The organism is Faecalibacillus sp. H12, from assembly GCF_013361255.1.
GTDB classification, from domain to species: Bacteria; Bacillota_I; Bacilli_A; order Erysipelotrichales; family Coprobacillaceae; genus Faecalibacillus; species Faecalibacillus intestinalis.
Genome location: NZ_JABWDK010000001.1, coordinates 346,271 through 361,982, shown reverse-complemented (window position 1 = coordinate 361,982; position 15,712 = coordinate 346,271). Strand labels below are relative to the sequence as shown.

Sequence of the window (15,712 nt, the reverse complement as noted above, 5' to 3'; positions counted from 1 at the left end):
TATAGGAAAGGAAGTATTAAAAATGTCAAAAAAAGATATTGATTGGTCAAATATCGGTTTTGGATATATGCCAACAGAAGCAAGATTCGTATCAAATTATAAAGATGGAGCTTGGGATGAAGGCGTGCTTACTGCTGATGACAAAGTTGTTATTAGCGAATGTGCAGGTGTTTTACAATATGCACAAACATGTTTTGAAGGGTTAAAAGCTTATAGAACAAAAGATGGGAAAGTTGTTTGCTTTAGACCTGATTTAAATGCAAGTCGTATGGCTGACTCTTGCAAACGATTAGAAATGCCTGTTTACCCTGAAGATAAATGGGTAGAAGCCATTGAAAAAGTTGTTAAAGCTAATATTGATTATGTACCACCTTATGGTTCAGGAGCTACTTTATATATTCGTCCATATATGTTCGGTAGTAATCCAGTTATTGGTGTTAAACCAGCTAACGAATATCAATTTAGAGTATTCGTAACTCCTGTAGGGCCTTACTTCAAAGGAGGAGTTAAACCTATTACAATTCGTGTATCAGACTTCGATCGTGCTGCACCTCACGGTACAGGACATATCAAAGCTGGTTTAAACTACGCAATGAGTTTACATGCAATCGTTGATGCACATAATCAAGGATTTGATGAAAACATGTACTTAGATGCAGCTACTAGAACTAAAGTAGAAGAAACTGGTGGAGCAAACTTTATTTTCGTAACAAAAGATAATAAAATCGTTACTCCAAAATCAAACAGTATCTTACCTTCTATCACTCGCCGTTCTTTAATGTATGTTGCTAAAGAATACTTAGGATTAGAAGTTGAAGAAAGAGAAGTTTATTTTGATGAAGTAAAAGATTTCGCTGAATGTGGTCTTTGCGGTACTGCTGCTGTTATCTCACCAGTAGGCAAAATCAATGATCATGGTAAAGAAATTTGTTTCCCAAGTGGAATGGATGAAATCGGACCTGTTCTTAAAAAACTTTATGAAACTTTAACAGGTATTCAAATGGGTACAATTGAAGCACCTGAAGGTTGGATCAAAGTTATCGAAGAATAATAAAATATATAAGAGTTGTCATCTTGGCAACTCTTTTCTTTTATAAAAAAAGCATTGATTTAACAATGCTTTAACGATTTTCCATTTTAATATATTCTTTCTTTTCCCCAACATATTTACCTGCTGGACGAATAATTCTTCCTGAATAAAGTTTATTTTCAATATTATGTGCAACCCATCCAACAGAACGTCCAATAACAAACATCAAGGTATAAAGATCTTTAGGAATTCCTAGCATATCATAAACGAGCCCGCTATAGAAATCAATATTAGCACATACATGAATACCTTTTCTCTTTTCAATTTCAGCAACCGCAATTTCTTCAAAACGATGATATAAGTTATATTCTTTTAATCTATCTTTTTCAATAGCTAGCTGCTTACATTGTTTAGAAAGAATTTGACAACGAGGATCACTCAATGTATAAACAGCATGCCCTATACCATAAATCAAACCAGATTGATCATTAAATTTTTTATCTAAAATATCATTTACAATTTGTCTAATCTGTTCATCACTTGCATTTAAACCAACAGTATCAATAACAAGTTCCATTTGTTTGGCTACCGCTAGATTAGCCCCACCATGTTTAGGACCCTTCAAAGAACCAATCGCTCCTGCAAAACATGAATAGATATCAGTTCCCGTAGATGACATTACCACATTTGTAAATGTAGAGTTGTTCCCTCCCCCATGATCAGCATGTAATACTAAACACATATCTAGAACACTGGCTTCTGTTTTAGTAAATGAACGATTTATTCTTAACATTTGTAAAATATTTTCAGCAATCGAATAATCAGTATTTACAGGATGAATAAATAAACTATCACTATCAAAATAATGTACTTTACAACGATAAGCATAACAAACAATTTCTGGAATCTTAGCGATTAAATCTAACCCCTTATTTAATGTTGCTTCTGGTGAAATATCATCAGGTGTTTCATCATACGTGTAAAGCATTAAAACTTCTTGTTGAAGTTTATTCATCATATTTTGCATTGGAAATCCTAGTATACGTGCTTGTAAATAATTCAAAGGTAAATCATATCTTGAAGCTAATTCTTTTTTAAACGCATCTAATTCATCTTTATTAGGTAAATATCCAAAAAGAATTAAAAAACAAGCTTCTTCAAAAAGAAAACGATTTTTTGGATCATGTCCCTTTATAAAATCAGAAACTTTAACACCCCTATAATAAAGTTCCCCTTCTGTATCAATCTTTTTACCATTTTCTTTTTTATATCCCACAACATCTGATATTCTTGTAAGTCCAACAAGAACACCTGTTCCATCTTCATTTCTTAAACCATTTTTTACGTTGTATTTAGAATATAAAGAATTGTCAATTTTATTTAATGATGTACTTCTTTGAAATACATAATCAATAAATTCACTCATATTTAAGCCCCCTTATCATAGTGTTAGAAATATCATATCACAAATTTGTATAATTGTATACAATTATTTACTTGTCTTATTTTGTTAAAGATTGTCAAATGACAAAAAGTATTCTAAAATAGAATACAAGGTGATAGTTATGAAAATATTTGATAGAGAATTCTCAGGTCTATCTCAAGAAGACGTTTTAAAAAGGCAACAACTTGGGAAAACTCATTTTGTGGAAAGTAAAACAACAAAAACATATAAAGAAATTATTTTTAATAATATTTTTACATTTTTCAATTTAATTAATATTCTACTATTTGCATGTCTTGTTTTTGTTGGATCTTATCGTAATACCCTTTTTATCTCTGTTATCTTTTTTAATACTTTAACAGGAAGTTATCAAGAAATAAAAGCAAAAAGGACATTAGATCAGTTAAGTATTTTAACAAAACAACAAATTGATGTTTTAAGAGATAATCAATTATCTAAAATCAATGTTGATGAAATTGTTCAAGATGATCTCATCATTTTAAATACAGGAATGCAAATACCTGTTGATTGTGAACTTTTAGAAGGTCATATAGAAGCAAATGAATCACTTCTTACAGGTGAAAGCGATGCTATTTTAAAAGTCAATGGTGATTCACTTCTTTCAGGAAGTTTTGTTACATCAGGACGTGCAATTTGTAAAGTAATTCATGTAGGAAAAGAAAGTTATATTCATAAGCTTACCGCTCAAGCAAAAGAATTTGAAAGCAAAAAATCAGAGCTATCAAAATCGATTGACCAAATTTTAAAAATTATCTCAATTATTATCATTCCTTTATCAATTTTACTCTTTTTTAAAGAATATTTTATTGGTCATTATCCATTTAGTGATGCAGTTGTTTCAGTTGTAGCTGCTGTTTTAGGAATGATTCCATCTGGACTTGTATTACTTACAACAATCGCCCTATCTTTAAGTGTTCTAAGACTTGCTAAAAAAAATACTCTTGTCCAAAATCTATTTTGCATTGAAACTCTTGCTCGTGTGGATACTATTTGTTTAGATAAAACAGGAACGCTTACTGAAGGTAAGCTTAAAGTTGATGATGTTATTTGTTTTGATGATCATTTTAATATTGATCAAATTATCAAAAATATGAATTATTGCTTAGAAGATGGTAATATGACATCTATAGCACTTCATCAATACTTCTCTAAAGAAAAAAATTATCAGCCTTTCTTTGTTATTCCTTTTTCATCGCAAAGAAAATATAGTGCTGTTTCTTTTAATGAATTTGGAACCGTTTATTTAGGAGCAAGTCAATTTATTTTTAAAAATCTAGATTCTAAGATTGAAAAGAAAATTAAAACTTATACCTCTCAAGGTTTTCGTGTTTTGTGTATTGGATATACTCCAATAACTATTAATGATAATACTTTAATAAAAGATTTAAAATGTATTGGAATTTTAATTTTATCTGATGTTATTCGTCAAGACGCTAAAACAACATTAGATTATTTTAAAAGACAAGATGTTGATATTAAAATTATTTCTGGAGATGATCCTGTTACTGTTTCAGCAATTGCTAGACGTTGTCATCTTTTAAATTATGAACATTACATAGATGTTTCTTCTTTATCGGATGAACAAATAAAAGAGGCCATTGAAAAATATACTATTTTTGGACGTGTTTCTCCAAAACAAAAACAATTGATGGTCAATACTCTTCAAGAAAATAACCATACGGTTGCAATGACAGGTGATGGTGTTAATGATGTATTAGCTTTAAAAGCAGCAGATTGTTCAATTGCTATGGCCTCAGGAAGTGATGCAGCTAAAAGCGCTTCACATATTGTTTTATTAAAAAATAACTTTAATGCCATGCCACATATCGTTAATGAAGGAAGACGTGTCATTAATAATATTACTGCTTCTGCATCAATGTATTTAATTAAAACAATCTTTTCAGTTGTTTTATCAATTGGAATGATCTTATTTGGACATGGTTATCCATTTAAACCTATCCAACTAACTGTCATTTCTGCTTGTTGTGTAGGCATCCCGACTTTCTTTTTGACCTATGAACCAAATTTCAAAAGAGTGTCTGGTGATTTTTTAAAAACAGTCTTTAAAAACGCCTTCCCTTTTGCCTTTATGATTGCTATTTGCTCAACAATTATCGTTAATGGTGGTCGTGTCTTAGGTTTAGAAAAAGAAATGCTTTCAACAATTTGTGTTTTACTTACAAGTTGGTGTTATTATAATGGTTTAAGACATATTTATTCACCCTTAAGTCATTATCGTATTTTTGTAATCTATATAATGCAAATTGTTTTGTATATTTCTTTAATTGTTGGTCATCAATTTTTAGGATTAGGAAATATTGATTATATTGGTGCCATTACTTTAATGTTTTTAGTTACTTTTTCAAAAGTCATTTATTTATTGAATTTTGAATTATTTGATTATACTTATTTATTCTTACAAAGAAAACGAAATAAACACAAATAAAAAGGACAAACGTCCTTTTTATTTACTTACATTTTTCTTCAATATAACTTTGACATGTTTTTTCAACAAATAACATATCTTCTTTTAAATCTCCTGTAAAATGTAAACGTTCCATATTCCTATGTATATAATCATTTTCTCTGATAAACAAATAACTTGATTTAAAATTTAAGTCAAATACGAAAGCCATATAAGAAACCCACATATCTACTTCATTGTGCCTATTTTCTTTTAAAATCAAAGTATGATTTTCAATATCTTTCAAAATATTTTGAGAAACTCTTTGACTATAAAAGTCAGCATCTGAAATACTAAACAAAGTTTGTATTGATTCTATATTTTTTACTCGAAAATTATCTAATTTATCACTATCCCTAATAAGTAGAACTTGTTTTAATAAAGAGGGTTCTAAATTATTTGGTATTTTGTATAAAGAATGATAAGCAATCGCCTTTTCGATAATTTCATCATATTGATCATCATCAATAAAATTTCTAATCATCCCCTCTTTAAATAAAACCTGCACCCCTAATTTAGCATGATCAATATTTCGATCATCAAAGCTATTAAAACGTTTTATTTGTTCAAAACGTCCTATATCATGCAATAAAGCAATTAAATAGGCTAAGTCTCTTTCAACACCTGTAATATTTTCATGGTGACATAAATATTCAGTTGTATGTACGACTTCCAATGTATGAACAAGTTTTAAATGAATTTTATCATTCGTTAAATCAAATTGACGCACATAATTCATAAAACTCTCTTTTGCTTTTAAAATATCAAACACCTTGACCTTACTCCTTTCTTTATTTTATACTATACCATAAAGTGAGGTAAAAATATGAATGACTTATTATTAAAACAATACATTGGTTTAATTGAATGTAACAATGAAGAAATTTCAATTCTAGCCAATACATCTGCTTTTATTATGCAAAATTTTCAAGATATCTCTTGGGCTGGATTTTATTTATTTAAAAACAATGAACTTATTTTAGGACCATTCCAAGGTAAAATTGCTTGTACTAACATTCCTCTAGATAAAGGAGTTTGTGGTAAAGCAGCATCTACTCGAAAAACTGTTATTGTAGAAGATGTTCATCAATTTGCAGGACATATTGCCTGCGATAGTGAAAGCAACAGTGAAATTGTAATTCCACTTATAAAAGGAAATCAATTATATGGTGTATTAGATTTAGATTCTACATCATTTAGTAGATTTTCTAAAGAAGATCAAATTATTTTTGAAGAAATTTCAAAAATTTTAGTTCAACATTTATAATTATTTACATATCTTTGATATGAGGGGAAACCATGAAAAGACATCTTTTATTATGTTGTTTAATAGGAATAATGAGTATACTGGGTTACTTTTATTTTCAAAGAAAGATTATATTTATTGATCATCCAACAATTGAAATCAATAGTCCATTTTATTATAAAAAATATATTAAAAAAGTTAAAAATGGTTCTATTAATGACGTCACTTATAATGCAAATGATTTAAACAATCAAACTTTAGGACATTATACAGTGACTTATTTTTTTAAAGGAAAAACATATCATTTGAAAATAGAAGTGATTGATACAAAAAAACCAACTATTAAAGAATCTGAATCTTTAAAAATTGAAAAAGGGAAATCTTACGATTTAAAAAAAGGAATTATTATTAAGGATAATTCTAATCAATACAATTTAACAATTGATACCAATGATTTTAATCCCAATCAAATTGGAAACTATACAATTTATTATAAAGCAAATGATCTTTCCAATAACCAAACGACTTTCAAAAGAAAAGTAACTGTCGTTAAAAAAATAGAAATTGGCACACATATAGAATCTAATAAAAAAATAGTGTATCTTACGTTTGATGATGGTCCCAGTCAAAATACTGATCGCATTTTAAAAATATTAAAAAAATACAACGCTAAAGCAACTTTTTTTGTTACAGGATGTCATCAAGAATATAATCAATATATTATTGAAGCTTATAAGCAAGGACATACTATTGGTTTGCATAGTTATTTGCATGAATATCAAGATATTTATTCCTCTAAGGATGCTTATTTCAAGGACCTTAAAAAAATAAAACAAATGGTTAAACAACTTATTGGTATTCAAGTCCACTATATTCGTTTTCCAGGAGGAAGTTCTAATCGTATTTCTAAAAACTATTGTCATGGTATCATGTCTCAATTAACACGTGAAGTCATTAAACAAGGTTATCAATATTATGACTGGAATGGTGATACAACAGATGCAAGTGGCAATCATATCTCAACTGCAACAATCATTAAACAAGCTACAAGTGAAACACATCAAAATATTGTCCTTTTAGCACATGATACAGATGCTAAAGATACAACTGTAGCTGCTCTTCCTTCTATCATCCAATATTATAAAGAAAAAGGTTATCAATTTTTAGGCATTGATGATGAAAGTTACTATGTACATCATGATATACAAAATTAGCAGTCATTTGACTGCTAATTCTTTTTTAAATCCTCTAATAAATAATTTTTCATTTGTTTATTTTTTCTTTGAAATTCTTCAATTTCATGAAGATGTGTTTCTTTAACCAATAATTCGAATTCTCTTGCAGAAATACGCATAGCCCCTCTAGAAGAAACAATAATTTGTTCTAAAGCATCTGAAGTAGCTACATAAACACGATATTTTTGTGATAAATCATGTGTTACTTTCTCTATGTAGTTATCTGCAGTTTGCGCTTCTTTTGTATAAACAACATAAATATTATCATTTTTTTCAATTGAGCCAATATTCTTTTTAATTTTATAAGCATCAAAAACAACAATCAGCAAACATTTTCGATAACCTTGATAATTATTCAAAATATCTATTAAACGATGTCTAGCATGGTCTAAATTTGTTTTAGCAAGTTCATTTAATTCATCCCATGAAAAAATAATATTATATCCATCTACTAATAAACATTCTGGTAAAATTGTCTTTTTTTCTTCAACCTGTTTTTCTATTTTACGATTCATTTCTTTAGAAAGTCGTCTTTTAATTGGTCCATATGTTCTAATAAATATTTCCTCTAACTCTTTATCATCGACTTTATAATTTTTTGTAACTGGACGTGGTTTATTTTTTTGATATACATAAGGTAAATGCATATAATTTTCTACTTCATCATAAGGGACATAAAATCCTGCACCCTGTTTACAAAAGATAGAACCTGTAGGAAATAAAGCATCTTCTTCACTATTATAGCCAATTTCTTGAATAATTTTTTCTTGATCATGACACTCAAAGTAACCAGCCATTTGATAGAACAGCTTCCCATTACCTTTTGTAAGCGAAAGAAAATCCTTTTGATAAGTCATTAAATAACGAACAGGTGCTTTTCCTTTAATGATTGTTAAATCCTGTTCATAACTTATTTGATAATCGCTATGAAATGTATCTAAATCATAAATAATCTTACTTGAAATATGATTTTCTACAATCATCTCAAATTCATAATAAGGTTCTAATAAAAGAGATTTTGCCTTTTTTAAGCCTTGTCGAATTGCTCGATAGGTTGCTTCTCTAAAATCTCCGCCTTCAGTATGTTTTAAATGGGATTTTCCTGTAACAAGAGTCAATTTCATATCTGTAATAGGCGATCCTGTAAGAACACCAAGATGTTGAATTTCTTGCATATGTGTTAAAACAAGATTTTGAAAATTAAGCGGTAAAGTATTTCTTTGACATTGATTTTCAAACACAAGTCCTTTGCCCCTTTCTAAAGGTTCTAATAAGATATGCACTTCAGCATAGTGACGTAAGGGTTCAAAATGACCTACTCCTTCAACTTTATCCAAAATCGTTTCTAAATAAGTAATTCTTCCTTCATCATAATGAATTAAAAATCCATAACGTTCCAAAATAAGATTTTGTAAAGTATCTAATTGAATTTCTCCCATAATTTTAACTGAAAGAATTCCTAATTGTTGATTATATTCAAATTGTAAACTTGGATCTTCTTTACCAATACTTAGTATTTGTTCAATAGCTTTACTTTTTTCAATATCATCAGGAAGTAAAATTTGATAAGACATAAAAGGCTTTAAAATATTTTGTTGTGTCTGTTTTTGGTTTCCAAATGTAAAACCAATAGGTAACTCATCTAACCCCAAACAAGCTACTATATCACCTGTTGAAGCACTCTGAACACTTTGATAGCCTTGTCCTGTATAAATTCTTAATTCATCTACTTTACTTTCACTAATAACATCTTTAACATGCAAAGTCCCACCTGTTACTTTTAAATGCGTTAAATGTTTTTGTTTATGAAATGTCTTTTTAAAAACAATCCCACTTAAAATATCTAAAGCTTCTTTTTGACAAGTATATAAATCTAAAGCTTCCATAAATTCTTCTACACCTTCATCTTTTAACGCTGAACCAAAGAATACAGGAAACATTTGTCTTAAAGAAATAACTTTTTGAATATCTTCTTGTTTCATTTGTTGATTAAGATACTTTTCTAATAATTCATCATTTAATAAAGAAATGTTTTCATAAAAGTTTTCATCAATTGCAAAACAATTTTCATTTAATTCTTTTTGAATATTTTGTAATAATTGCTCTTTGGTTGAGTACGTACTATCCATCTTATTAACAAAAATAAAAGTAGGAATTTGATAAGTTTGCAATAATTTCCAAATTGTTTTTGTGTGCGCTTGTATACCATCCTTAGCCGAAATAACAAGAATAGCATAATCTAACACTTGTAACGTTCTTTCCATTTCACAACTAAAATCATTATGCCCAGGTGTATCTAAAAAAGTCATTTGACTTTCTCGATACATAAATGAGATCTCTTTTGAAAAAATAGTAATACCTCTTTTTCTTTCTTGTATATCATAATCTAAAAAAGAATCTTCTTTATCAACTCTTCCCATTTTTTTAATAACACCTGCATGAAAAAGCATTGCTTCAGATAATGTTGTTTTTCCAGCATCAACATGTGCTAAAATCGCAAAAGTTACTTTTTTCATGAATTTCACCTTCTTTCTACTTTATATGTAGTAAGTCTCTTACAACAACACTTGCAATGATCAAACCTGCACAACTTGGTACAAAAGAAATACTACCAGGTGTTTTTTTATGTGTCTCAGGATCTACAGGTGCATCTGTTTCAATGGGCTTTTCTGTAGAATAAACAACTTTTAAAGCAGGTATTTTTCTTTTCTTAAGTTCCCTTCTCATAACTCTAGCAAGTGGACAAATAGATGTTTTATAAATATCAGTTACCTCCAACTTTGTTGGATCTAACTTATTACCTGTCCCCATCGATGAAATAATTTTAATCTTTTTTTCTTGTGCTATTTCTACCAATTTAATTTTAGCTGTTACTGTATCAACAGCATCTACAATATAATCAAACTCATCAAAGGGAAAATGATCAACTGTTTCAGGTAAAAAGAAATCATCATATGTTAAAACATGACAATGTGGATTAATAGATAAAATACGTTCTTTCATAACTTCTACTTTTTTTTGATCTATTGTTTGATGTGTCGCAATAATTTGACGGTTAAGATTCGAAATAGAAACCGTATCATGATCAATGATATGAAGTGTCCCTACACCAGCTCGAGCCAGTGCTTCAACGACAAAACCACCCACACCACCAACACCAAAAATAGCAACGGTACTGTTTTGTAAGGCCTCTATTCCTTCTTTTTTTATTAATAATTCTGTTCTTGAAAATTCTTCCATAATAATCACCTGTAAAAGTATACCATAAAATAAAAAAGGCTTCCGCCTTTTTTATAAACCTTTTTCAGTTAATTCACGTGCAACATCATCTTTGATGGTAACACCTGCTGCTTTTAACTTGGCAATCTTATCTGCAAATTGTGGTAAGTATTTTTCATGAGCAATCAATAATTCATTTAAAACATTGACCATTTTTTGTCCTGATACTGTTTGTGGATTTAAAATGAATGCTTGCATTAATAATCCATAATCTCCTGTTACAGCTGCCTCTTCAACACATAATTCCATGTTTTTCATGCATTGTAACCATCCTCTTTGAGCTGGTTGTAATGGTCCAAAGGCAATAGCTCTTGCTCCTGTTGAACCAATATATGCTGAAACTTCTACTGCACAGTCAGCTGGTAAATCTGGTACAGATCCATTATTTTTAGTTGTTACAACGATATGTGATAATTTATTTCCATAAATAGAAGCAATTGTTTCACAAGCCGCATCTGAATAATGTGCTCCTCCACGTTTTGCTAATTGTTCTGGTTTATGATCTAAATCTGGATTTTTATATAATTCAAATAATTCATGTTCTGTTTGTTGTACTTGTTGTCCACGAGTTCCTACCTTAGGATCATTATATTCTTCTAAACCATGAGCCAACATTTCTTCTTCACGATAATAATATCTATGATATCCACATGGAATCATATTCATTTGAAGTAATTGTTCTTTAAAGAATGGAATATCATGAATGTTTGCAGGAATTCCCATATCTTTTCCTTCATACATTGCTTCAATGATATCTTTAGTCACTTCTTTACCATTTTCATCATATACTTTATGCCAATGGAAATGGTTTAATCCAGCAAATTTATAAGTTAATTGATCTAATGTTTTACCAATTGTTTTTGGTTCATCAAGCATTGCCCCAACAGGAACATTACATAAACCAATGACTTTATCCCATTTACCAAATCTCATAACCGCTTCAGTTACCATTCCTGATGGATTTGTAAAGTTAACAAGCCAAGCATCTGGGCATAATTCTTTCATATCTTCAACGATTGATAAAATAACTGGAATTGTTCTTAAAGCTTTAAACATACCTCCAGCACCATTTGTTTCTTGACCTAACATACCATAGCTAAATGGAATTCTTTCGTCTTTAATACGAGCATTTAACAAACCAACTCTAAATTGAGTTGTAACGAAATCTGCATCTTTTAATGCTTCTCGACGATCTAATGTTAGATGAACTTTAACATCATAAGGAGAAGCATCCCACATACGTTGTGCCATTTTACCAACGATTTCTAATTTTTCTTTCCCATCTTCAATATCGACAAGCCAAATTTCCTTGATTGGAAGTTCATCATATCTTTTAATAAATCCTTCCATTAACTCTGGTGTATAACTACTTCCTCCACCAATTGTTACAATTTTTACAGGTTTTTTACTCATTTTTATATCCTCCATTTTTGACACATTCATTATAGCATAGAGGTATAGACAAGTACGTTTCTTTCATAAAATGAAAAAAATAGAAGCTTTTCACTTCTATTTTAATTCATCTAATACTTTATAAATTTCTTCAGCAACTTCATCCATTGATTGATTTCCATCAACATTAGTAAGTTCACCTAACATCGTGTAGTAATCAATTAAAGGTTTTGTTTGTTTATTGTAAGTATCAATACGTACTTGAACTGCTTCTTCACTTTCGTCAGAACGTTGTGTTAATTCTCCACCACATACGTCACAAACACCTTCTTTTTTTGGTGGGTTATAAACGATATGATATGATTTTCCACAATCAGCACAAGTTCTTCTTCCTGATAAACGTTTAACTAAGACATCTTCAGGAATATCTAAGTTGATTACAGCATCAATTTTAAAATTGAACATTGAACAAATATCAGCTAATTTTCTAGCTTGAATGATTGTTCTTGGGAAACCATCTAAGATGAAACCATTTTTAAATTCTTCAGTGTTAATATTTTCTTCTAAATATTCTTGAATCATTTGAATTGTAAAATCATCTGGTACTAAATAACCAAAAGAAATAAAATATTTAGCAATAACACCAAATTTTGTTTCTTCTTTAATTGCTTTTCTAAATAAATCTCCTGTAGAAATTTGTTTTAAACCATATTTTTCCACCAATTTAGCAGCTTGAGTTCCTTTACCAGCACCTGGTGGACCCATTAAAATTATATTCATTACTATCTCTCCTTTAAGCAATGCCTATTATATGCTTTTTTTTCATTAAATGGAACTAATTTATGAAAAAAAGAATACTTTTTTAACGATTCTATAATTCTTTTTTAAAGAAAGGGTTTTCATTTATTTTTTCCATCTAAAATAAAACTCTACACCGTCTTCTAAATTATGAACTCCATAACTCATTTCATGAAGTTCTAAAATATTTCTAACGATTGCAAGACCCAAGCCTGTACCTTTTTGATCATCACTTACAAAAGATTTCCAAATAGTATCCATACGTTTTTCATCAATTTGTTTTCCCTTATTTTCAATAGAAAACTCATTTTCTTTGATTTTAATTTTAATCGTACTATTAATAAATGCATGTTTGATTGCATTTGATAAATAATTTTGAATAACCATTTCTATTCGTTTTCTATCACTTAAAATTAAAACATCTTCTCCTTGTATTTCTATCTTTAATTTTTTATCCATTAATAATTGTTCATAATCATCAACAATATCTTCAGTTAGCTCTCTTAAATCAATTTCTTTTTTATCTAAAGTAACCGCCTTTGCTTCAAGTTTTGATAAATCTAACATTTGTAATACTAAATCATTAATAACACTAATTTCTTTATTGATCACCTCTATGTACTTAGCTTTTTTATCTTCATCATCTACATTTTCTAATAAATCAATATTTCCATTAATAATAGCAAGAGGTGTTTTAATCTCATGAGTAAATTGAGCAATAAATTCTTTCCTTAATTGTTCCATTTTTTTCACTTGATCTATTTCTAGATTCAAAGCGTCTATATTTCTTTTCAAGTTAGAAGACATTGTATTTATATGACTTGAAAGACTTGATAATTCATCATGTCCTTTTGTATCTAATACACCTTTAAAATTATTATTTGTGATTTCCATTGCAACACGATCAATTTCTTTAATACGTTTTGTTGTCATATAAGAAATCAAATACGAAAATAAAACAATAAATAAGACACCACCTAAAAGTAATGGAAAATTACTTTTAATTAATTCATCTCTTAATTGATGGAATCCCCGTGTTTTAAAACCATAAAAAACAGCAATTAAGGCATTGGGGGCTGGTTCTTGTCCTTCAACGTAACCATGATGCTCATCTAAAGGAAGAAGTAATACAGTATATGAATAATTATCTAGTATCTTTGTAAAAGAAGCATACGATAATGTTCCTTTTTTAAGCGCATCAGCAATTTCATTTGTCTTTTTTATAGCTGTACGTGAATTTGAATCAATTGAAACATCATCTAAAAAAGTAGCAAGCCCTGCATAGACATTTGAAAAATGTTCATTTACAGCCTTTTTAGATAATTCATTTATTTTTGATGTAGAAACTCTTGTATCCCCATAAGCTTCCTCTTCACTTTTCTTTAAATGTACTTCGCCATTTTCTACATAGGCTTCATAAAATGCTTCAACGGTATTTCCTTTTTTTTGACCAAAGATATCTGTATTATAATGTATAAAAGTCGGTTTAACCTTATAATACCGATTTTTTGTATTATATGTTGATTGTGATGTATCTTTAAAGTTCTTTAATTCTTCAATTTGTCCTTCAAAGTATAAATGAATATCATCATATTTATTTTTTTCAACATCTTTAATTGTTTCTATTAATAACTGATGTTGTTCACTTGATAAAGATGACAAATCAATATAATAACGTGCATCATAGAAATCATCAGAATAATCTGTATCTACATCACTCTCGTTAATTTCTACAAAAGGATCATGTACAATAAGTAAATGATCATCTTTTTCATATCCGTATTGTTCGATTGGACTTCCATAAGTATCTAAAAGATATATTTTAGTTGAATCATCTTTAGGTAATTCACTTAACCCTTGTTTTATTTTATCTAAATCAAACTCTCTATACTCTCCATTTTTATTAGAAATAGCTGTACAATAATTTATATAGTCATCTGAAGTACTACTTTGACTGTAATAAAGGAGTTCGTTAAAACTTTGATCATATTTAGTTTTTACAATATAACCAAATACAACCATAAAAGAAATAAATAAACAAATAAAAACTTTAAATTGAATACTTCTTATCTTCTTCATGATTCTTCTCCTTTCCACATATATCCTGTTTTAACAATGGTTTGAATATAATAAGAATATTTTCCCAATCGTTTCCTTAAACGTTTAATATATGTATCTACTGCTCGACCATCCCCATAATAATCATAGCCCCACAAAGTATCTAAAATTTTTTCTCTTGATAAAACAATTCCTTGATTTTTCATTAAGTATCGAAGAAGTTTAAATTCTTTATCTGTTAAAACAATATCATTTTCTTCAATCACTAAAACATGTTTATCTAAATCCAAAATCACTTTTCCTGACTGAAGTTGATTCGTTTCAATCTTTTTATTTCTTTTTAAAAGTGCTAAACATTTTGCATACAACAAAGAAGGTTTAAATGGTTTAGTAATATAATCATCTGCCCCATATTCATAAGCCTTTAATTGGTTTTCATCTTCTGATAAAGCACTTATAAAAACGATGAGCGTATTATATTGACTTCTAATTTGTTTACAAACTTCATAGCCATCAATTCCTGGCATCATAATGTCAAGTAAAATGATATCGATTGTATCATCTAATATTGCTAATCCTTCATAACCATTTTGAGCTTCTATAACCTCTATTTCTTTATGATCAAAATACTCTTTAACAAAGTCTCTTACTTCTTTATGATCTTCTATCATTAATGCTTTATACATTACTACCACCTCTTCAACTTTATTGTAGCATGACTATGTGTAAAAGATGTGAAAAAAAA

General features: G+C 28.9%; 12 protein-coding genes. 4 read left to right on the top strand and 8 right to left on the bottom strand.

Annotated elements, in window-relative coordinates; genetic code table 11:
• Positions 1-22: 22 nt before the first annotated feature.
• Positions 23-1,051: a branched-chain amino acid aminotransferase gene (locus HUU89_RS02105; RefSeq protein WP_119363350.1), complete on the top strand. Its 1,029-nt coding sequence runs from the start codon at positions 23-25 to the stop codon at positions 1,049-1,051.
• A gap of 70 nt (positions 1,052-1,121) precedes the next feature.
• On the opposite strand, the gene HUU89_RS02100 is transcribed toward HUU89_RS02105, so the two are convergent.
• Complete coding sequence (locus HUU89_RS02100; protein WP_175300880.1) at positions 1,122-2,456, bottom strand: citrate synthase; 1,335 nt, start codon at positions 2,454-2,456, stop codon at positions 1,122-1,124.
• A gap of 139 nt (positions 2,457-2,595) precedes the next feature.
• Here HUU89_RS02100 and HUU89_RS02095 point away from each other — a divergent pair, with 139 nt between their 5' ends.
• Positions 2,596-4,941 (top strand): HAD-IC family P-type ATPase, encoded by a 2,346-nt coding sequence (locus HUU89_RS02095; RefSeq protein ID WP_175300879.1) that lies wholly within the window; start codon positions 2,596-2,598, stop codon positions 4,939-4,941.
• 22 nt (positions 4,942-4,963) lie between these two features.
• Here the strand turns inward: HUU89_RS02095 and HUU89_RS02090 are convergent, their stop codons facing one another.
• The gene (locus HUU89_RS02090; RefSeq protein WP_175300878.1) at positions 4,964-5,698 is read right to left on the bottom strand and encodes an HD domain-containing protein; all 735 of its coding nucleotides are present in this window, start codon (positions 5,696-5,698) and stop codon (positions 4,964-4,966) included.
• 87 nt (positions 5,699-5,785) lie between these two features.
• Here HUU89_RS02090 and HUU89_RS02085 point away from each other — a divergent pair, with 87 nt between their 5' ends.
• Both HUU89_RS02085 and HUU89_RS02080 read left to right on the top strand, forming a co-directional pair.
• Positions 5,786-6,226, top strand: coding sequence for a GAF domain-containing protein (locus tag HUU89_RS02085; protein WP_117849973.1), 441 nt, complete (start codon positions 5,786-5,788; stop codon positions 6,224-6,226).
• Positions 6,227-6,258: 32 nt separating this feature from the next.
• Positions 6,259-7,419 (top strand): polysaccharide deacetylase, encoded by a 1,161-nt coding sequence (locus HUU89_RS02080; RefSeq protein ID WP_175300877.1) that lies wholly within the window; start codon positions 6,259-6,261, stop codon positions 7,417-7,419.
• Between the two features lie 14 nt (positions 7,420-7,433).
• Here the strand turns inward: HUU89_RS02080 and HUU89_RS02075 are convergent, their stop codons facing one another.
• The 6 genes from HUU89_RS02075 to HUU89_RS02050 all read right to left on the bottom strand — a co-directional run bounded on the left by HUU89_RS02075 (position 7,434) and on the right by HUU89_RS02050 (position 15,653).
• Positions 7,434-9,956: a translation factor GTPase family protein gene (locus tag HUU89_RS02075; protein WP_175300876.1), complete on the bottom strand. Its 2,523-nt coding sequence runs from the start codon at positions 9,954-9,956 to the stop codon at positions 7,434-7,436.
• A gap of 16 nt (positions 9,957-9,972) precedes the next feature.
• Positions 9,973-10,680 (bottom strand): ThiF family adenylyltransferase, encoded by a 708-nt coding sequence (locus HUU89_RS02070; RefSeq protein WP_217498395.1) that lies wholly within the window; start codon positions 10,678-10,680, stop codon positions 9,973-9,975.
• A 51-nt stretch (positions 10,681-10,731) separates the two neighbouring features.
• The gene (locus HUU89_RS02065) at positions 10,732-12,132 is read right to left on the bottom strand and encodes a 6-phospho-beta-glucosidase (RefSeq protein ID WP_175300875.1); all 1,401 of its coding nucleotides are present in this window, start codon (positions 12,130-12,132) and stop codon (positions 10,732-10,734) included.
• A 96-nt stretch (positions 12,133-12,228) separates the two neighbouring features.
• The gene (locus HUU89_RS02060) at positions 12,229-12,891 is read right to left on the bottom strand and encodes an adenylate kinase (RefSeq protein ID WP_032090013.1); all 663 of its coding nucleotides are present in this window, start codon (positions 12,889-12,891) and stop codon (positions 12,229-12,231) included.
• Positions 12,892-13,014: 123 nt separating this feature from the next.
• Entirely contained in the window at positions 13,015-14,988 is a 1,974-nt protein-coding gene (locus HUU89_RS02055) for a sensor histidine kinase (protein WP_175300874.1), read from the bottom strand.
• A complete protein-coding gene (locus HUU89_RS02050) occupies positions 14,985-15,653 on the bottom strand; it encodes a response regulator transcription factor (protein WP_175300873.1) in 669 nt (222 codons plus the stop codon). Before HUU89_RS02050 ends, HUU89_RS02055 begins: the two co-directional genes overlap by 4 nt.
• Positions 15,654-15,712 lie beyond the last annotated feature (59 nt).

Bases quoted from the DNA above. Each gene is read 5' to 3' on its own strand.
- HUU89_RS02105 (WP_119363350.1), top strand. From the start codon at position 23: ATGTCAAAAAAAGATATTGATTGGTCAAATATCGGTTTTGGATATATG.
- HUU89_RS02100 (WP_175300880.1), bottom strand. From the start codon at position 2,456: ATGAGTGAATTTATTGATTATGTATTTCAAAGAAGTACATCATTAAAT.
- HUU89_RS02095 (WP_175300879.1), top strand. From the start codon at position 2,596: ATGAAAATATTTGATAGAGAATTCTCAGGTCTATCTCAAGAAGACGTT.
- HUU89_RS02090 (WP_175300878.1), bottom strand. From the start codon at position 5,698: ATGAATTATGTGCGTCAATTTGATTTAACGAATGATAAAATTCATTTA.
- HUU89_RS02085 (WP_117849973.1), top strand. From the start codon at position 5,786: ATGAATGACTTATTATTAAAACAATACATTGGTTTAATTGAATGTAAC.
- HUU89_RS02080 (WP_175300877.1), top strand. From the start codon at position 6,259: ATGAAAAGACATCTTTTATTATGTTGTTTAATAGGAATAATGAGTATA.
- HUU89_RS02075 (WP_175300876.1), bottom strand. From the start codon at position 9,956: ATGAAAAAAGTAACTTTTGCGATTTTAGCACATGTTGATGCTGGAAAA.
- HUU89_RS02070 (WP_217498395.1), bottom strand. From the start codon at position 10,680: ATGGAAGAATTTTCAAGAACAGAATTATTAATAAAAAAAGAAGGAATA.
- HUU89_RS02065 (WP_175300875.1), bottom strand. From the start codon at position 12,132: ATGAGTAAAAAACCTGTAAAAATTGTAACAATTGGTGGAGGAAGTAGT.
- HUU89_RS02060 (WP_032090013.1), bottom strand. From the start codon at position 12,891: ATGAATATAATTTTAATGGGTCCACCAGGTGCTGGTAAAGGAACTCAA.
- HUU89_RS02055 (WP_175300874.1), bottom strand. From the start codon at position 14,988: ATGAAGAAGATAAGAAGTATTCAATTTAAAGTTTTTATTTGTTTATTT.
- HUU89_RS02050 (WP_175300873.1), bottom strand. From the start codon at position 15,653: ATGTATAAAGCATTAATGATAGAAGATCATAAAGAAGTAAGAGACTTT.